The sequence below is a fragment of the Niastella sp. OAS944 genome (genome assembly GCA_024809215.1).
Classification (GTDB): Bacteria; Bacteroidota; Bacteroidia; order Chitinophagales; family Chitinophagaceae; genus Niastella.
On sequence record JANUBW010000012.1, the window covers coordinates 241898 to 262573 of the forward strand.

The window sequence follows — 20676 nt, forward strand, 5'->3', positions numbered from 1 at the left end:
ATTTGTGGTTAATTAAAAAGATGCGTTTACACCGAATGTAAATGTTTTAGGCACTGGTATAGGATCAAGATCTATCCTTTCAGGATCGGGGCTCTGGTAACTTTTGCTTTTAAACCAGAACAGGTTCTCAGCCATTGCATATAAACGTAACGATGTAAAAATGGCTTTGGCCTTTAGGTTATAGCCCAGTTGAATATTCCGCATTTTGAAATACGAGGTGCTAACCATGAAATAATCAGAAGTGCGGCCTTCGTTATTATTATCCTTAAGCGTTAAAGCGGGAATACTTGTATTTGTATGTTGCGGTGTCCATGCATCAAATACACCGGGGCCTACATTCTCGCGACTCTTCATCAGGTTATTGAATACTGTATATACGTCGTACCCTTTTCGGCCTGCTATACCCGAACCAAATAACGACAGATCAAATTGTTTATACGTAAGGTCGATCCTGATGCCATATTCCAGTTTAGGGAGGGTAGTACCTATCCAGGTCCTGTCGAGATCATTGATAACGCCATCGTTGTTAATGTCTACATACCGGATCCTTCCGGGGCCGGCTCCTATTTGTGTGGGCGCCTTGGTTACTTCTTCCTGCGATTGAAAAATGCCATTTGTTTTATAACCGAAAAGATCAAACTGTGAGTGACCGATAATGGTGCTTACCAGGTTGCCGGCATAAGCAGGTCGTACGCTTTCGGGCAACTCTGTGATCTTATCTCTGAAGTGAGCGAAATTCAGTTTTACATCATATCGAAGATCTCCTCTTCTTTCGCCCTGATAACCTATCACCATTTCCCAGCCCCTGTTTGCTTTCGATGCACCATTCACTGCCCTGGTTTGCCCTTCGCCCAACGCCGATGCTACGGGTGGCGTAATTAAAATGCCGGTTGTTTTGCGTGAAAAGTAATCGAACGATCCGTAAATTTTATTTTGAAGGAAGGCAAAGTCAATGCCCGCATTTACTTCATCGGTTGTTTCCCATTTCAGATCAGGGTTTTCGGCCTGTGTTTGTACAAAACCTGAAAGTAGTGTACCTGTATTGGCGCCCGATAAAGAATAGGCAGTGCCTATGTTCATATACTGCTCCCAAAAGCCGGGTGTTAATTGATTTTGTGACGTACCATATCTTGGTTCAAAGAGTAAGTAACGCGCCAGGTCGCCAATTTGCTGGTTACCTACCCTGCCTATACCGGCCCGTAGTTTTAATTCAGTAAATAGTTTCTGTTTGCTCATGAACGCTTCCCTATCTATTCGCCAGCCGGCCGATGCAGCGGGGAAAATACCATACCGGTTATTGGCGCCAAAACGGGATGATCCATCACGCCGAAGTGTAACGGCAGCTAAATATTTATCAGAGAAATTGTAATCGATGCGCCCGAATAATGAGTACAACCGGTTGCCGGTTGAACCGCCCGACATATAGCTGTTCCCCGTTCCTGAGCTCAGGGTAAAGTAGTCTTCATTTTGAATAGCAAAACCTTCTTTTTTGTTATTCTGATAATTAAGATCAGTTTTTATATATTCAGTACCTGCCAGGAATTTTAAACTGTGTCGATCGTTCACATTCCAGTTGTAGCGAATAGTATTTGAAAAGGTGTAGCTCAAATACCTGTTCTGATCTAATGTAAGGCTATTGGTAGTTCTGTTAAAAGCGCCTTCTGTAAAAGTAGGCAAAATGGTTTTGTTCAAATAGGTTGCATAGTCGGCGCCCAGTGTTGATCTGAAATACAGGTTTTTGATGGGCTGTACTTCTGCAAACACACTACCGAATGTAGAGAGTCTGTTGGCATTATCCCACCGCGACAAATATTGCATGTGCAATGGGTTATTTCTGTCGGAGTAACCACCGCCCGATGCGCCTGCAAAGGTTACACCGTCATTTTGATATACCGGGATGGTAGGCGCTAACGTTACCGCAAGGCCGGTTGTAGTGGCGCCACCAATATCGCGCGAGGTTAATGTTTCATTTGAGTTGGCCACCCGTATGTTTGCCCCAAACACTGCCTTGCCATCAAACGCCTTTGTTATGGCGTTTATACTACCACTCATGCGCTCGTAACCGGTATAACGCAACATACCCGTGTTCTTTAAATAACCCACGTTAATTTCAAGCGATGAATTTTTGTTACCGGCAGAAGCTGTTAAACTGTTATTGGTTACAATACCGGTTTTATACATTACATCCTGCCAGTCGGTATTGCCTGCCGGTGTATTAGGATCACCGCCTACAAAGGGTTTAACGGTTACATTATTTAAAACGGGATTATTATAGTCGTTATTCCAGTCAAACGCATAGATCTCACCATAGGCTGCAACGGGGTCTTGCTTATCGTTAACCGAAGCCTGCCATAAAGCCCGGCCTCTGTCTACCGAGTTCAGCATATTGAACCTTACGGATTTTTCTGACTGTGCTGAAATGCTACTATTAAACTGAAGGTTTACTTTGCCGTTTGTATTACCGCCATTTTTTGTGGTAACAATGATAACGCCGTTGGAGGCGCGTGCGCCATATACCGAAGCAGCGGAAGCGTCTTTTAACACCTGTACCGAAGCAATAACCGCCGGATCGAGGTTTTGAAATACTTCGGGCCTGGTAGTAGGTATGCCATCTATAATATATAACGGATCATTTACGCCCAATGTGTTCGATCCCCTTATAAGGATCCGGGAATTACTTCCATTGGGCGAGCCCCCGTTCTTTTCAATATACAAACCAGCCACGCGCCCTTGTAATGCCTGCATGGTATTACCCGAACTGTTGTTCTTTACAGGTGTTAGGTCAACAACAGCTACCGCACCTGTTAAATCTTTTTTACGTTGCGAGGTATAACCGGTAACCACTATCACATCCTGTTCAACGGAGCTTACTTCCATCTCAACAGCATAGTGCAGCGTGCCGCTGGTAACCTTAAGTGCTATGGGTTTTCTTCCCACAAACGATAATGTGAGCTCATCGCCCGGCGCCGCTTCAATGGAAAACTTCCCCATTTCGTCAGTAAGTACCGTTTTGTTTTTTGATTGAACAGAAACACCTTGCAATGGTGTTTTATCTGATTTTGCTGTAACTACACCGGTCACTGTTTTTTGCTGTGCAGTAGAAATTACTGCCAGCAATAGCATTGGAAGCATGAAGATCAACCGTCTCATAATGGCAATTAATTTAAAGCTTGAAAAATTAGGATCGTTATATAAAAGCAGCGTTTTGTGAAGCAGCGAGGTTTTGTATATCGGCTATTTCGTAAGCGGGCCAGCCACCGGTTTTAGAAGCTACCAATGCACCCAGTGCACTGGCAAATGCCAGCGACGCTGCGGGCCCGTCGTTATTTAATTGTTTGAAAATAAAAGCAGCCAGAAATGCATCACCGCTCCCAATAGTATCGGCTACCTCAACCACGTAACCGTTATGTTTATAGCGTTCTCCGGCTATATCAACTATGGCGCCATCGCCACCCATGGTAACAATGATAGAAGGAATTTTGAACCGGTCCTGTATAACATTAATGCGGTCATTAATATCTTTATAACTGGCAAACCAACCGGTGATCAGTTCCAGTTCTGCAATATTCATCTTAACCATATCAGCATGGCGCAACAGGTCTTCTACCAGGCGCCTATCAAAATGTGGCGGGCGCAGGTTGATGTCAAGTACTTTTTGTTGTGCGGTTTCCAATAAGGTAAACAGTGTATTTCTGCTAACGGCATTGCGGTTCACCAGGCTGCCAAAGATGAAATGACTGGCCTCTTTTACCAGGTCAAGCGTAGCATCGTCTAACGCAATAAAGTCCCAGGCGGCCGGCGCCACAATATCATATTGCATTTCGCCATGCGCGTTAGCAACAGCATTCACAATACCGGTAGGAATATCGTAGTCGAGTTGAATATGATCGGTGCTGATACCATTTTCATTCAACAGATCAATTAGTTTTTTACCGCGGTCATCGATACCCACACGGGTTACAATTCCGGGGTTTAACCCCAGTTTGCGAAGATGATAGGCTACATTCATAGGAGCGCCGCCAGGCACCGCTCCTGCAGGAAGTATATCCCATAAGATCTCACCAAAACAAACAACTTTTTTTGTATCGGGCATAGCAATCGTTTTTGATGTTATTCAGTCTGTTTAATGCAGCACAAGCGTATGTTCTATCTGCTCCAGCGATCTGCCTTTTGTTTCCGGCATTACCTTCCACACAAAAATCAGCTGGATGCACATCATGATACAGAAGAAAAGAAAAGTATTACCACCACCGGCTTTTTCAGCGAGATACGGAAAGGAAAATGCAATTGCGGCCGCCATTACCCAATGGGTAGTGCTTCCCAGTGTTTGGCCTTTAGCCCTTACCTGGTTGGGAAATATTTCTGAAATAAAAACCCATATAACGGCGCCCTGCGAAAAAGCAAAAAAGGCGATATATATAAATAAGAACACCGGTACCATAAAGCCGTTAAAACTTTCGGCATAAAATGACCAGGAAACCATGGCCAGGGTAAAGATCAATCCCAGCGACCCGATCAGCATCAATGTTCTTCGGCCAATGCGATCGATAAAGTTCATGGCCAATAACGTAAACGTAAAGTTGATGAGCCCCAACCCTGCTGTTGATAATAAAGAGGAGCTTTCGCCCAGGCCCGTCATTTCAAAAATGCGGGGTGAATAATAAATAATGGCATTGATGCCCGACACCTGGTTGAACACCGCAAACAATATAGCCAGCATAACGGGTGTTCTATATCGTTTAGAGAACAAAGGATCTTTTTGCAGAACAGCTTTTTCTTCTTTATCTGTCGCCTCTATTTCGGTAATTATTTTATCGGCCGTTGCAGGATTGATGATGGCAAATATTTTACGGGCCTCTTCCACTTTGTTCTTTTTCATGATGAGCCATCTTGGGCTTTCGGGTACAAACCGCAACAGGATACAAAAAACAGCGGAAGGAACCGCCTGTATGCCCAGCATCAACCGCCAGGCGTTTTCACCTGTTTGGCCAATTAAATAATTAGAAAAGTAAGACACTACTATGCCAAACACAATATTGAACTGGAACAAAGCCACCAGTTTTCCCCTTCTTTCGGCCGGTGATATTTCTGAAATATAAATAGGTGCGGTAACAGATGACGCGCCAACGCCCAGGCCGCCTAAAAAGCGAAAGGCTAAAAACATATACCAGCTGCCGGCCATGGCTGTACCAATAGAAGATACCAGGTATATAAAAGCAATTAAATACAATGTTTTTTTACGACCCAGTTTGTCAGAGGGTACAGATCCCAGCAGAGCACCGATGATAGTTCCTATTAAAGCAATGGATACGGTGAAACCATGTTGAACGGTATTGAGGGCCCAGTATTTTTGTATGGACTGTTCAGCGCCGGAAATAACCGCTGTATCAAATCCAAAGAGAAAGCCGCCGAGGGCAATAACAACCGACCAAAGAAACACTTTCCTTTTATGCATATGGCAATAATTTCTGCCACAAATATGGCGGTCGCCAGCCCCTTTTGCCTTCCATTATCGTTTCAAAAAGGTTTGAATTTGTATCAGCGCATTCAAAACATCAATTAAATGACTTTCAAACATTTACAAAACCATCATTGGCCGTTGGCCCATGGCTTTTTCAAAATTTGTACCTGCTTTTTCTAAAAAAATATCATTGGATGGCCTCAAAAAATAAGGGCTGAACGAATTTGAAAAAAAGGCAACCATTATTAGAAAGGAAATCCTTCAAAATATGCCAAATTGCAGGTATGCTTTGTCAAATGATTGCTTATGCCCGCGGGGTGAAAAAAAATGCATGGGTGTTTTTGGTGCTGAGTTTGTCCATGGTGTTATTTGCATGCACCGGCCACAAACAGGTAAAACAATATCGCATCGGTTTTTCTCAATGCACTTTTGGCGATGCCTGGCGGCAAAGCATGCAAAAAGAAGTAAAGCGGGAACTTTCCTTTCATCCGGAAATTGAATTGATCGTAAAAGACGCCAACCTAAGCGCGGCCAAACAAGTAGACCAAATTCAGGAGTTGATTGACCAGCAGGTTGACCTGCTGATAGCCATCCCTGCCGAAGCGGAACCCATTGCCCCCATTATTGAAAAGGCCTATGCCAAAGGCATTCCGGTGATATTGGTAGACAGAAGTACCCTCGCAAAAAACTATACGGCTTTTATTGGCGCCAACAATTATAAAATAGGCTCCGACGCCGGCGCCTATGCCAACGCCCTTTTAAAAGGCAAAGGCAATGTGCTCGAAATAGCCGGTCCCGATAAAGGTTCCTCCGCCGATATTGGCCGCCATACCGGCTTTTCTGATGTTGTAAAGAAATACCCGGGCATACAGGTATCGCCAAGGTTTAGTGCCGACCTGGACAAGTATCCGCTTGAATGGGAAAAACAGTTTACCGAAAAGCTGCAGTCGCTCCATAATATGGATCTGATCTTTGCGCAAAACGATCGCCTGGGTTTTGCTGCTTATAAAGTATGTAAGCAGCTGGGGCTCGATCATCAAATAAAGATCATCGGCATCGACGGATTGCCCGGTAAAGATGGCGGTATTGACCTGGTTGAAAGAGGAATTTTAAAAGCAACCATCCTATATCCTACCGGCGGTAAAGAAGCCATACAAACGGCCGTCAATATTTTAAACAAAAAGACTTACCAGAAAGAAACGGAATTAACAACTACCGTCATTGACTCCACCAACGTAAGGATCATGCGCCTGCAAAATGAAAAGCTACTGGCGCAACAGGATGACATAGATGCCCGGCAAAAAAAGATAGAAGAACAAATTGCCATTACCGAAAACCAGGCCAATATTATACTAACCATTTCCACTACGCTGGCCCTGGCCTTGATCTTTGGCGGTATACTATATTATTATCTGCTTGAAAATAAAAAGATCAATAAAAAACTGGCTTTGCAAAAAGAAGAAATTGCCGCACAGCGCAACCAGTTGATAGAATTAATGGCTGAGGTGAAGGAAGCCAATGATGCCAGGCTCAACTTCTTCACCAATATTTCGCACGAACTACGAACGCCATTAACGTTGATCATGGGTCCGCTGGAAGATGCCATGTCATCGCCCAAACTTCATTTTACCATCAAGAACAACCTCGACTTCATTCAACGGAATTCCATGCGGCTGTTACGGCTTATCAACCAGCTGATGGACTTTCGCAAACTGGAAGAAGGAAAAATGAAACTACAGGCTTCTGAAAATAACATTGCCGGGTTTGTATCAGACATTGCTATTTCTTTTAAAGGCATCGCTCAAAAGAAATCGATCACATATAAGGTCATCAGCAAAACGCAGGACCTTCAGATCTGGTTCGACGTAAACATGCTTGATAAAGTGTTGTTCAACCTATTATCGAATGCTTTCAAGTTCACGGCAGAGAACGGCGTCATTACAGTGACCATTGACAAACTGCCCAATGAGAACATGGTATCCATCAAAGTAGAAGATACCGGCATTGGAATGGACACTACCCATGCTTTTGAATTGTTTTACCAGGGACAAAGCAGTTTCAGAGGTAGTGGATTGGGCTTGTCATTATCAAAGGAACTGATAGACCTTCACCATGGAACTATTACTGTTAACAGTGAGACCAACAAAGGCACTTCTTTTGAAATAAAACTTCCCATTGGGAAATCGCATTTGCGCCCCGACGAAATACAGGCGGAAAAAGCATCGCTTAATAACATTTATGAAGATGAAAAGATCTACACCACCAATGTGGAGCCTGTTGAATTAATAAAAGAAACCGAAGGTGTTCAGCAAAAAGACAGATCAATTTTGATAATAGAAGACAATGACGATCTGCGCGCCTTTCTAAAGAAAAGATTAGGCGAAAGCTATGAAATACATGAAGCGGCCAATGGTGAAAAAGGCATAACCGGGGCATTTGATATTGTTCCCGATCTTATTATCTCCGATATACTGTTACCGGGGCAGGATGGCCTGCAAATAACAGAAACATTGAAACAGGATATAAGAACGTCACACATTCCCATCATCTTATTGACGGCGAAGGGCAGCATCTCGGAACAAATTGCCGGCATTAAATCACAGGCAGATGCTTTTATTGTAAAGCCATTTAACTTGGAATATCTCGAAGTAACAATCAACAACCTGTTGAAGAACCGTGCCGTACTGCGCGAACATTATACCAGTGAATTGCCAACCGAATCAAAATCGAATTCTGCCAATAAAATAGACCGCAAGTTTATCAATGAGTTCACTGCACTGGTTGAAAGCAATTTATCGAATGAAGATTTTGCGGTGGATGATATTTGTAAAAAGATCGGTATTTCGCGGGTGCAGCTGTACCGCAAGGTAAAAGCCCTTATAGGTTATAACGTAAACGATTATATACTACATGTACGGTTACAAAAGGCCAGGTTCCTGTTGGCTAAAGAGAACCTTACCATTTCGGAAGTGTCGTACAGAGTGGGTTTTTCATCGCAGGGATACTTCTCTACCGTGTTCAAATCAAAGTTTGGGGTAACGCCATCGGAATTTAAGGAGAAGAAATAGACCCGAATGCATCCTATACGGATTTTTTACCCTGGAGGATATTTACTAGCACAGCAATAATTGCAAGTACAAGCAGCAGGTGAATAGCACCACTGGCATGATATCCAAGAAATCCAACTAACCATCCAACAACCAGGATGACAGCAACGATATATAATAGATTTCTCATAATTTTTTTTTAAGATCATTTAAAATATGTATTCTTTCAAATAAAGACTTACCAACATGAAGGTGAGCTAATTTTTGTTTATAAGTGTTACGTGATTATACAAATGAATTACATCATACGCACCTTTTATAAGGTGTTCACCGGGTTTTACGGATGTGAGGGTGATCTTAAAGTTTTAACCGACTGCTTTTTGTAGATGTGTGAATGTTATAACTTAATTATTTAACTGTATAACAGTTACCAAGGTTAAAAGACTCAGTTTTGCATTATGTTGTAATGAATAAAACTAATCATACAAAAGAAAATTGCAGCACAACAAAATCATGAAAAAGTTATTGGGAATTTCAATCCTTACTCTGTTGATAGGTATTACTTCAGTCAATGCACAGGACACAACTAAGAAGGTAACAACAACAGTCAAAGAAGGGGCTACGAAAGTGGGTAATAAAACGGCTGAACTGGCATCAAAAGGCAAGAATGGTATTACCGACAAAATTTACAAGGATAAAGAAGGCCCGAATGGTGAAACCATTTATATCAATAAGCATTCAAAATATTATTGGATCGATAAAAAAGGGCATAAGGTGCCTATAAGCAAGAACAAATTACAAAACAAGCTATAAAACGGGAAGACAGCCAAATACAAAGGGTTTCAAATCGGAATGTTCACCAGCCGCTTTAAATCCATTAAGTAAAAGTTCGAAAATTGTATCTTGGGGTCACAGGGGCGCAATCGAAAGTTGCGCCTCTTTTCGTTAAATGCCGTACTATTATATACTTTTGAACACTGGTAGTCTTAATCGAGTTACCCAACCCTATTATGAAAAAACATTTCTTCCTTTTTATAGTCCTGCTATTAATAAAGAATTTACTACCCGCTCAAAACCTCAAAGCGTATGTTACTGAACCTATAGGCGCAACAAGGTTTTCATGGCCTTGCACCGGCGCCAGCAAGTGGTTTCCAACCTCTGGTTGCCCTTTTAAAAAAAGGAAAGTTAAAACAGAGTATCCGCCTTATATTATAGGTGGCAGCTGGCGAACTTATATTCTCACCGATGGCACCGGATCATCTGTAGCCTCACATCCTAATAGTATGTTATCGGCCAGCGAACTCAATTTTAAAAGTAATGGCGGCGCTCCAGCCATCATTTCAACACCGTCGGGCTGCCAGGGCAATGAGCCATGGCGGTTGGAGTATTTCTGCGCCTATTCGGCCCAATATATAAATCACCCTGCAGCCGGTACAGTTTCGCTGGGTTTTGTAGAAGGAGAAAACTATGAACTGCCGGGCGAGGGCGACCCCGTTTCCGGTTGTGGTTATAATGAGGGAGATATTAACAGAACTTTTTTATGCCTGGCATGGACGCCCAACAACAAGGCTACCAATTGGGGGCAGCAGTATTTTACTGATCTGGGCCCCATTATATGGCCGGCCACCGGCTATTTACTCCCCAACGGCCAGGGGGCCAGCTATGGCTGTGGCAACAACACTTCTATACAGGCCGGAGACGCATACCTGTATGTATTTTATAAAGACCAAAGTTACCACCACGTTGGTTTACAAATGGGCGACGGACGGCTTCCGGGCATTAAAGTGGCCAGGGCGCCTGTTACAGATGCACTGAACCCAAATGCCTATCAAACTTTTTATGAAGATTCCAATGGCATTCACTGGAACCAGTCATTGCCTGCCGGTATTACCAAAAGCAATATTCAAAGCTATTATACAACGCCTGGCCCCAAGGGAACCCCGGTACTTGAAAGCAACCGTGACTATACGCGGTTTGCTGTAGCCAAAGTAGCCGGAACTAATTATTATATGGGATTAGGAAGTTACCCCGACCCAGACCCGGCAAAAAGATGGAAGGATGATGAGGGCAACTGGTATAGCCCAATGGTAACTACATTGAAATATTCTTACGATCTGCTGCATTGGACCGGCGATCAGGAAATATACCGCGCGCCAAACTTTAAACAGAACCAGTTTTCTTATCCTATATTCTTAAGTGCCGATGGCTGGACGAATACTACCATTGACGAAAACAACTTTTACATTATTGGTACCATGCCTGAACATAGTGGTGTAAGGAATGAAGTATACAACATGCGGGTGCATATTCCGGCCACTCATTGATTGATTACAACCTGCTTTTATTAATTTTATGGCCTTAGAAAGGCATTGATGCAACAATCAATCAACGGTAATGAATTAATAATGCGGGTAGTGCAGGGCGATGACATCGCCTTTGCACAATTGTTCAGGCAATACAAGAACAAGCTCTACTCTTTTATTTTCCACCTTAGTGGCAGTGCCACCATTGCTGAAGATGTTTTGCAGGATGTGTTTTTAAAGGTGTGGCGCGACCGCGACCAGCTCACCGGCATCGACAATTTTAACGCCTACCTGTACCGCATGGCGCAAAACACGGCTATAAATGTGTTGCGCCGTCAAAGCCGCGAAGCCCTGCTGTTGAACGAAGTGCAACGGCTGGCGCCGGAAGGGGTCCATGGCGATGAATTGCTAGCCGCCAAGGAAGTGCGAACCGCCTTGCAACAGGCCATAAACAACCTGCCGCCCCAGCAACGTAAAGTGTACCAGTTGGGTAAGGAACAGGGGCTTACCTATGAGCAAATTTCCAGCTCACTCGGCATTACCACTTCCACCGTTCGTAATCATATGGTGCAGGCCCTGAAAGCTATTCGTGAATATATCGCCCTCCACTTCCCTACCCTTCTTATTTACCTGGTCCCTATGTTAGCCATGATGATGGCGTAAAAAATATTTTCCGAACCACTAGACTTCTCTTTCCCGCGGTTTGTCACACATATACACCATCACAATTTCATAACCTTTTTGTAACCTTTCCGAAACAAGTTTAAGCCATGTCTCAACAAAGACTACAAGATCTACTTGATAAACTATTAGCCAACGATTGCACCGCCGCCGAGAAACAGGAATTATTTCAACTCATTGAAACAGTTGAAGATGATCCACAATTACAGGCTGTGCTGCAAAGCGCATGGATGCGCTATGACCAACCCAGTCATATTGTTGCAGAAGACAGTTCGGCTGCCATACTGAAAAATATACTGAACGAAAACCAGGCGGTACCGCTGCGCAGAAAAAGAAAGCTATGGCCGTATATGGCCGCCGCAGCTTCGGTAGTAGTGCTGATTGGTTTGGGAATTTACCGTCTTATGCTGCCCACAGCAAAGTTACCGTTTGAACCCAATGTTGCCGCAATTAGCAATGATGTGAAAGCGCCCGATAAAAGCAAAGCAACCTTAACCCTGGCCGGCGGACAAAAGATCTTACTTGACCAGGTACAAAACGGAACGCTGGCAACAGAAAACGGTATGCGTGTGGTAAAAGAGAAAGATGGGCAATTAGTATATCAATCGGCAATCGGCAATCAGCAATCGGCAATAGCCACCTATAATACATTGAATAATCCGAGGGGCAGCCGCGTGGTTACGCTTACCCTGCCCGATGGTACCAGGGTTTGGTTGAATGCAGGTACCTCACTTACTTATCCTACTGCATTCGCTGCCAATGAAAGAAAAGTAGCGTTAACCGGTGAAGCTTATTTTGAAGTGGCGAAGGATACAAAAAAGCCCTTTATTGTTAATACCCCCAAAGGGGCTAGTGTTGAGGTATTAGGCACTCACTTTAATATTAACGCGTATGATGACGAACCGAATGCCAGAGTGACTTTGTTGGAAGGCAGCGTGAAGGTGGTGAAACGTGAAACGGCAGACGTGAAACGTGAAAGGCCTAATGAAATTTCAGCAATCCTGAAGCCAGGCGAACAGGCTGTATTGTCGCGAGCCCACTCACCACTCACCATTGACCATTCACCAGGCATTGAGCAGGTAATAGCATGGAAAGACGGATTGTTCGATTACAAACGCAGCAATATAACAGAAGTATTACGCGACGCGGCCCGCTGGTACGATATTGAAATTGTATATGCAGGCAATCGTCCGAACGACACTTTTACAGGTGGCATTGACCGTACAGCCACCTTAACAGAAATGTTGACGATCTTACAAATGACAGGATTACGCTTTAAACTGGAGGGCAGAAAATTAACCGTGCTAAACGGCAAATAACAAACGGAGACAAATGATCCGAAAAAAAACCGCCCCGAATTGGCGTTCGGAGCGGTGAGTAAGTCGAGGTCATTTTTTATAAAAAGTCGGGCAGACTTATTTATTGTAAACCGTCTGAACGGAGTTCATCCGGGATGACCTAAACCAACCAAAACTATGCAGTTACAGGCGAACGGCAAAATATTGCCGTATCCATCACTAAAAACGCTGTTGATGATGAAGTTTACAGCTTTATTGCTTCTGGCCACCTGCTTACAGTTACAGGCCAACACGTATGCGCAAAGCATTACGTTGAAAGTGAAGAACAGTCCCCTGGAATTTGTGTTGGGGCAGTTAAAAAAACAAAGCGGCTACCAGTTCTTTTACAAAGATGCGGCGCTGCGCGATGCCAAACCAGTAACACTGGAAGTAAGCAATCGCCCGTTTGCAGAAGTGCTGGACCTGTGTTTAAAAGACCAGCCTTTAAAATGGAGCATTGTGAAAAGAACGGTGGTGATACAGGAGAAAGAAAAAGACCGCTCCATTATTCGCACAGACACCGTGCCACAGGCCGCCGGCGCACCGCAAACCGTTAGCGGTACTTTGCTTGAGAACACCGGTAAACCCATTCGCGGCGCAGCAGTATCACTTACCACCCCAAATAAGAATGATACCCGGTACTCCTACACCAACGAGCAGGGCGAATTTTCCTTTCCGGGCGTAACACCCGGCTCCTACCTTATCATCATTACACACGTTACCTATAACCGCGTTGACAGAAGAGTAAAAGTAACCGACGCCCCTGTTACCGTGAATCTGAGCATGGCACCATTTACCGAAGAGCAAAAGGAAGTGGAAGTAGTGGTGAACAACGGATACCAGTCAAAGAACAAAACCTCAACCACTGGCAGCTATAATTCAATGTCCGCAAAAGACATTGAAGCCAGTCCTTCCACCAATATTATGGAACGCCTCGAAGGTAAAGTACCCGGTGTATTGTTCGATGTTCGTAACAACCGCATACAGGTAAGGGGAACCAATGGTTTGAACAATATTGGGCTGGTTGCCCCGCTTATTGTTATTGATGGTTTTCCCGCCATTGATCAAAACCTTACTACCATACCCAGTGCATCGGTAGACAGAGGAAACCCGCTAACCAGCAAAATTGTAAACGCAACTGGTAATGCTATCCTCAGCACCCTTAACCCCAACGATATTGAAAGCATCACGTTTTTGAAAGATGCAGCCGCCGCTGCCATCTGGGGTTCTATGGCAGCCAACGGTGTTATAGTTATTGACACCAAAAAAGGTAAAAGGGGTTTACCTTCAGTAAACCTGAACACCACGCTGAGCGTATCAAACCCTGCCAATTTCAAATATCTTAAAACCATGACAGGCGCTGAATACATTGATCTTGAAAAAGAAATGTATGACCTGAACATGTATGCCGACCCTTCCACCAACTGGAGATATTCAGAAGTAAGTGAAGCCATCAATACCATGTTCCGCGCAAAACGCGGCGAGATCACTAATGCACAACGCGATTCCATTCTGGATGTGCTCGGCAGCCGTAATAACCAGGGCCAGATAAAAGACTACCTGTTGCAACGCGCCGTTACGCAGCAATACAATCTGAGCCTTTCGGGCGGTGGCGATAACAGTACCTATTACCTGGCGGGCAACTATACCCGTAGCATACCCGTATTTAAGAATAACGTCAATCAGAACTACTATATAACATCCAATACCACCAACGATTTCTTTAAAAGACGCTTAACTATTGGTACAAATCTTAACTATACCTATGCGCAAAGCCAGGTAAATACAGCCGCCACCAGTGCCATGAGCATTGGCAATACAGGCTTGCGCCCCTACGATATGCTGGTTGATGAAAATGGCGTTCCCATTCAAAGGAGTATCGACTTCACCCGCAAGGTAACAGATAGCTTTACCCGCCTCGGCTACCTGCCGTGGACCTATAACCCCATTGACGAATTGCGATACAACAATTTCAATGATGCCAAAACCACCATTCGTATGCGGTTATCGGCCAAAGGCGTTATCACCAGCTGGTTAAGTATGGAAGTATCGGGCCAGTTGCAACGCAGCAACGACCAGCAGGATAATTTACAGAACAGGGACAGCTACCTTACCCGCCAGGCCTTAAATATGGCCACTACCTATAATACTACTACCAAAAAAGTAGTGAACGGTATTCCTGTAGGCGGTATTTATAAAATGTCAAATGTACGAGGAGAAGACTATGGTTTGCGTGGCCAGTTCAATATCCTCAAAACGTTTAAAGAACATCGCGTAAATGCGATCGTTGGTTCTGAGATAAGACAGAATAAAGTAACCGGAACGCAACAAACGTTTTATGGGTACGATGAAGATCTTGGCTCATCGGTAGTGGTTAACCCGCTGGTAGCTTACACTACCTTAAGCGGCGGTAACGCTACCATTGGCTCACAGGATAACTCTATTTACAGAAGCATCAGAAGATACCTGTCGTATTACGGCATGGTAGATTATGGATGGAAGAACAAATACTTTGTATCGGGTAGCTTACGTTATGACGATGCCAATTTAGTGGGTGTTGAAAGAAGGAACCGCGCCCAGCCATTATGGTCGGTAGGTGGTCGTTGGAACGTTACCGGCGAATCGTTCATGCAGCATAGTTATCCATTGAACCGGTTGAGCCTGCGCGCCACCTATGGTGTTGGTGGCAATGCGCCAAACGGCGGTCAAAATTATACTACGGTAAACATTGGCTCAACAGATATCTATTCCCTGCTGCCTTATGCTTCAATCGGTTCTCCTGCCAATCCGCTGCTGGGTTGGGAAACTACTAAAACTACCAACTTTGGTTTAGATGCGGGCTTCTTTAACGAACGCATCAGCCTTACAGTAGACGTTTACAAAAAGGTAACCGATAACATCCTGTATAACATGCCTGTTAACGCAACCTATGGCTCCAGCACTTTAATGGTGAATGCTGCAACCGTAAAAGGCCATGGAGTGGAAGTAGCCCTTACTGCTGTTCCGGTAAAAACACAGGACTGGCGCTGGACCACCAATTTCAACTTTGCCTTTAATACCAATAAAGTAACCGATAACCGTTTTCCCAACAATACCGGTAACATTGCAGCCGGCCAGATCTACAACAACTACCCTAACGACAATGTATGGGCATATGCCTGGGCTGGCCTCGACAGTGTAGGACAAACTCAGCTATACGATTCAACCGGTAAAGCGCTGAACTCTTTAGCAGGTAATACCAGCAAAAAACAAATGAAGTATATGGGGCGTGCAACCCCTCCCTATTTTGGCGGGTTCACCAATACCCTTCAGTATAAAAACTTCACACTTACAGCCCGTATCACCTTTTATATGGGTTACGTATTCAGAAGGTATGATATTACCACTGGTTACCCCACCAGCAGTGGTGGTGTAAGCGGTATGGTAAACAACAGCCAGGTACTGGCAGGCAGATGGCGCAAGGCGGGTGATGAAGCGTTCGCCAAAGTGCCCGGGTTAGCTAAAATAAACTTCAATAGTCTCGACTGGTACAAATATGCCGACATGAATGTGCTCGATGCCGGCAATATTCGTTTTCAGCAATTAACCCTCGGCTATTCATTACCGCAAACAGTGATGAGCAAAATAAAAGCGTTCCGGTCAATCACGGCCAATGCTACGGTTGGCAACCTGGGTATCCTGTGGCGCGCCAATAAAGAAGGGCTTGACCCCGATTATGCAAACAACAGCAACTATACCAACCTGCCGCCCAGTGTGAATTATACTTTCAACCTTAACTTCTCATTTTAACAACCGGTAATTAATGAAACAATTATTATATACCATATCAGCGCTGGCAGTATTAGCTACTACTGCCTGCCGCAAGTATGTTGAAATATCGCCCGTAAACGTTCGGGAATTAAAATATACCAAAGATTACCAGGGGCTGCTGTACAACAGCTTCCTGTTAATGGAAAAAACCTACCTGTATCCTTTATACGCCAGCGATGAAGTATGGACCGCCGATAATACCGTATGGCAAACCAACCTCAACATCAATGCAGGTTATGCCTATTGCTGGTTACCCAAATTATGGACAGAAACGCAGGAAGACCAGGACTGGGCCAACCAGTATACGATCATTTACAATACCAATATTGTAGTGAACGAGGTTATGAGCAGCGAAGGCGGCACCGATGCCGATAAGATAAAAGCGTATTCCGAAGCCCTGGTACATCGCGCTCATGCGTACTATACCCTGGTGAATATTTACGCCAAACAATACGATGCCACCACCGCCGATACCGACCCCGGAGTACCCGTTGTGCTGCAGACCAACTTTTCGGCCAATCTTAAACGGGCAAGTGTAGCTGGTGTATATGACCAGATAGTAAGCGACCTCCAAACTGCACTGCCTAACCTGGCAGCTACGCCCGATGTGGTAACCAACCCATCAAAAGCAGCCGTATATGCCATGCTATCGAAAGTATACCTGCATAAACGCGACTTTATAAAAGCCGGTCTGTATGCCGACAGTACGCTGCAGCTTAAAAACACACTGGTTGATCTGAATGCCTATGCAGCATCACCTGCCAGTTATCCCGGCAAGACGAACGACCCGGAGAATATATTCTCTAAAACCGTTACCAACTCTCCTACCACTATACCATTCAGCAATGACCTCATGAACCTGTTCGACCCCGTTAATGATCTGCGTTATACGCTGTTCACCAAAGCGGGCGCCGATATACTGGCCTCAAACTTTACCAACCGTGGTTATTATAAACATCGCCTGGTAAACCAGGGCATTTATGTTGGTCCCAATGTGCCGGAGATGATGCTGATTAAAGCAGAAAGCGAAGCCCGCGCCGGTAACACAGCGGCCGCAGTAACTATCTTGAACAACCTGCGTAAAAAGCGGTTGACCACCACCGGTTATACCGACCTTACTGCTGCAGATGCACAAACAGCATTGCAACTGGTGATCACCGAAAGAAGAAAAGAGTTGATGGGCACCGGCGCACGATGGTTCGATCAGCGCCGTTTGCAAAAAGACAATGGATTTATCACAACCGTTAGCCGCCCGTTCAAAGGCGTTACTTATACACTTGCACCCGGCAGTAATATGTATACGTTTGCCATTGCAGATAAATATATTCTTCTAAACCCCGAAATAGAACAGAACCCCCGATAAGGAAAGGAAAGTATAGCCTCCCCCACCCTCTCTCCCCCGCCTGGGGGAGGGAGGGCCTTATAACAAGTTTTTTAATTAAACAATACTATGTTTATTACCAAACGTAAGATGAGTTTTATTGCCATTTGCAGTTTATTGATGGCAATGAATGTACAGGCACAGCGTAAACATCAGGCAGACACAGCAAAGGTAAAACAAGCAGACACTACCCGTAAACTTCCTGTTGTACCCGCACCCATTAAACCTTACAAGGATGTGATCACGGCCGATATGAAGTCGAGCCGGGGTTTTATAACCGTACACCAAAAAGACGACAAGTTCTTCTTTGAAGTACCTAACAACATCCTTGGCCGCGACATTCTTATCGTAAGCCGCGTATCAAAAGCCAGCGCCGAAATGCGCAATGGCAGCAGCGGTTATGCCGGCGACCAGATTGGTGAAACCGTATTCCGTTTTGAAAAAGGCCCTAATAAAAAACTGTTCCTGCGCCGCATTTTTTACATGGAGTATGAAAAGGATAGCACCCAACCCATGTTTGCCAGCGTACAAAAGAACAACGTACTGGCTATCTCTGCCGCCTTCCCGGTGGCGGCTTATAAACCAGATTCATCGGCTACGGTAGTAGATGTAACAGAATTCCTGAATAGTGATAACGACGTACTCTATTTCCAGAAAAAACAATTGAAAGACCGCGCCGGCATGGGCGCGCAGCAGAACGACCGCAGTTATATCGACTACATTCATTCCTATGCAACCAACCTGGAAATACATGCAGTAAAAACATACACCGCTGGCATGAATCCTACTGCGAGCAATTATACCGTTGAGCTGAACTCCTCACTGGTATTGTTACCCGTAACACCCATGCAACCCCGTTTGCTCGACAAACGCGTTGGTTATTTTGCCGTAGGTCATCGCGACTTTGAAACCAACACACAGGGCGTTGAAGACAAAATATTTGCCATACGCTGGAGGCTGGAGCCCAAACCTGAAGATGTAGAGAAATACAAACGCGGCGAACTGGTAGAACCAGCCAAACCAATTGTATTTTACATTGACCCCGTAACACCTAAAAAATGGGTACCTTATTTAATGCAAGGGGTGAACGACTGGCAGAAAGCATTTGAAAAAGCCGGTTTTAAAAATGCCATCTATGCACGCGAAGCGCCCACTAAAGAAGAAGACAGCACCTGGAGCATTGATGATGCTACGCACAGCGCCATCATCTACCGCCCTTCAGTGATCGCCAACGCCATGGGCCCCAGCGTAGCAGACCCCCGCAGTGGTGAGATCATTGAAAGTCACATCTTCTGGTACCACAATGTAATGGCACTGCTCAGCAGCTGGTATATGGCCCAGTGTGGCGCTGTAGACCCCAACGCCCTGCACCTGCAACTGAGCGATAGCTTAATGGGTACGCTTATTCGCTTTGTATCGAGCCATGAAGTTGGTCATACCCTGGGTTTGCGTCACAACTTTGGCTCAAGCTCAACCGTACCGGTTGAAAAACTGCGCGATAAAGCCTGGGTAGAAGCACATGGCCACACCCCTTCTATTATGGACTATGCCCGTTTTAACTATGTGGCCCAACCAGAAGATCATATCTCAGAAAAAGGTTTATTCCCCCGTATCAATGATTACGACAATTGGGCTATTCAGTGGGGGTATACCTGGCGCCCTGAATTTAAAAATGAGTTCGACGAGCAGAAAGCGTTGGCCAAAGTGGTAAGCGATAGCCTGGCTAAAAACAACCGCCTGTGGTTTGGCAGCGAAGTTAGTTATACCGACTACCGTTGCCAGAACGAAGACCTGAGCGATGATGTGGTAAAAGCAGGTGAATATGGTATTAAGAACCTGAAAAGGCTAATGCCCAATATCCTTAAATGGGCTACCGTACCTAACGAGGATTTTGAAAAGCCTTTCGATATGTACAAGACCCTGTTTGGCCAGTTTAACCTGTACCTGGGCCATGCCACTAATATTGTAGGCAGTATTGAAAGAACCGATAAAGTAGGCGCACAACCCGGCGCAGTATACGAAAGCACCAGCTACGAAAAGCAAAAAAGTGCCGTACAGTTCCTTACCCGTAACGTGTTCACAACGCCTATGTGGTTAAAGAACGACGACATGCTTAACAAAACTGCCACCAACTTTCCTACAGAGGTAAATCAATTGCAAAGCAGCATCCTTACAGCCCTTCTTTCAAGGAACAGAATGGGCCGTATGTTGTGGATGGAACAAAACAATGAGGCTGGTAAAAAAGCATATACGCTAAGCGATATGTTGCAGGACCTGAACAAAGCCATCTTCACCGAAGTATATGCAGGTAAAAGCGTAGACGTTTACCGCCGTGGTTTGCAAAAAGCTTATGTAAGCCGTTTATTGCAACAGGTATTTACGCAAATAAACGATGGCGACATTTCTACTATGATCGTGCCTTTTGGTTACAACTATGTAAACTCTGATGCATATGCCTTGTTACGCGATAACCTGAAACAGATACTGGCATTGGTAAAACAGGCTAAAGCCGGTGCGGTTGACAAATATACCCGCCTGCATCTGCAGGACCTGGAGACCAGGATCACCATAAAATTTAACGAAGAAAGTAAAGGATAAACCCGTTTGAATTTATTCCTATGAAAACAGGGGCCGGTCAAAAATGACCGGCCCTTAT

General features: G+C 44.7%; 12 protein-coding genes. 8 read left to right on the forward strand and 4 right to left on the reverse strand.

Annotation, left to right across the window (positions count from 1 at the left end):
• Positions 1-12: 12 nt before the first annotated feature.
• From GGD38_RS33670 to GGD38_RS33680, 3 genes are read right to left on the reverse strand one after another with little or no spacing between them, the layout of a single operon-like run.
• Positions 13-3150 carry a SusC/RagA family TonB-linked outer membrane protein gene (locus GGD38_RS33670; protein WP_375302502.1) on the reverse strand — a complete coding sequence of 1046 codons (3138 nt, stop codon included), beginning with the start codon at positions 3148-3150 and terminating at the stop codon, positions 13-15.
• Positions 3151-3187: 37 nt separating this feature from the next.
• On the reverse strand, positions 3188-4093 hold the full coding sequence (locus GGD38_RS33675) for a carbohydrate kinase (RefSeq protein WP_375302503.1): 906 nt from the start codon (positions 4091-4093) through the stop codon (positions 3188-3190).
• A gap of 30 nt (positions 4094-4123) precedes the next feature.
• On the reverse strand, positions 4124-5455 hold the full coding sequence (locus tag GGD38_RS33680; protein ID WP_375302504.1) for a sugar porter family MFS transporter: 1332 nt from the start codon (positions 5453-5455) through the stop codon (positions 4124-4126).
• A 290-nt stretch (positions 5456-5745) separates the two neighbouring features.
• Between GGD38_RS33680 and GGD38_RS33685 the strand changes: the two genes are divergently transcribed.
• Positions 5746-8529, forward strand: a complete 2784-nt coding sequence (locus GGD38_RS33685) for a substrate-binding domain-containing protein (protein ID WP_375302505.1) — start codon at positions 5746-5748, stop codon at positions 8527-8529.
• Between the two features lie 13 nt (positions 8530-8542).
• Here GGD38_RS33685 and GGD38_RS33690 read toward each other — a convergent pair whose 3' ends face one another.
• A complete protein-coding gene (locus tag GGD38_RS33690) occupies positions 8543-8698 on the reverse strand; it encodes a lmo0937 family membrane protein (protein WP_375302506.1) in 156 nt (51 codons plus the stop codon).
• Between the two features lie 323 nt (positions 8699-9021).
• Here GGD38_RS33690 and GGD38_RS33695 point away from each other — a divergent pair, with 323 nt between their 5' ends.
• The 7 genes from GGD38_RS33695 (at position 9022) to GGD38_RS33725 (ending at position 20618) form a co-directional block, all read left to right on the forward strand.
• Complete coding sequence (locus GGD38_RS33695; protein WP_375302507.1) at positions 9022-9321, forward strand: hypothetical protein; 300 nt, start codon at positions 9022-9024, stop codon at positions 9319-9321.
• 197 nt (positions 9322-9518) lie between these two features.
• On the forward strand, positions 9519-10832 hold the full coding sequence (locus GGD38_RS33700; protein ID WP_375302508.1) for a hypothetical protein: 1314 nt from the start codon (positions 9519-9521) through the stop codon (positions 10830-10832).
• Positions 10833-10880: 48 nt separating this feature from the next.
• Positions 10881-11474 carry an RNA polymerase sigma factor gene (locus tag GGD38_RS33705; protein ID WP_375302509.1) on the forward strand — a complete coding sequence of 198 codons (594 nt, stop codon included), beginning with the start codon at positions 10881-10883 and terminating at the stop codon, positions 11472-11474.
• Between the two features lie 107 nt (positions 11475-11581).
• Positions 11582-12811, forward strand: a complete 1230-nt coding sequence (locus tag GGD38_RS33710) for a FecR family protein (protein WP_375302510.1) — start codon at positions 11582-11584, stop codon at positions 12809-12811.
• A 156-nt stretch (positions 12812-12967) separates the two neighbouring features.
• Positions 12968-16618: a SusC/RagA family TonB-linked outer membrane protein gene (locus tag GGD38_RS33715; RefSeq protein WP_375302511.1), complete on the forward strand. Its 3651-nt coding sequence runs from the start codon at positions 12968-12970 to the stop codon at positions 16616-16618.
• Positions 16619-16631: 13 nt separating this feature from the next.
• Positions 16632-18002, forward strand: a complete 1371-nt coding sequence (locus tag GGD38_RS33720) for a RagB/SusD family nutrient uptake outer membrane protein (protein WP_375302512.1) — start codon at positions 16632-16634, stop codon at positions 18000-18002.
• Positions 18003-18089: 87 nt separating this feature from the next.
• Complete coding sequence (locus GGD38_RS33725) at positions 18090-20618, forward strand: zinc-dependent metalloprotease (protein ID WP_375302513.1); 2529 nt, start codon at positions 18090-18092, stop codon at positions 20616-20618.
• Positions 20619-20676: the final 58 nt, after the last annotated feature.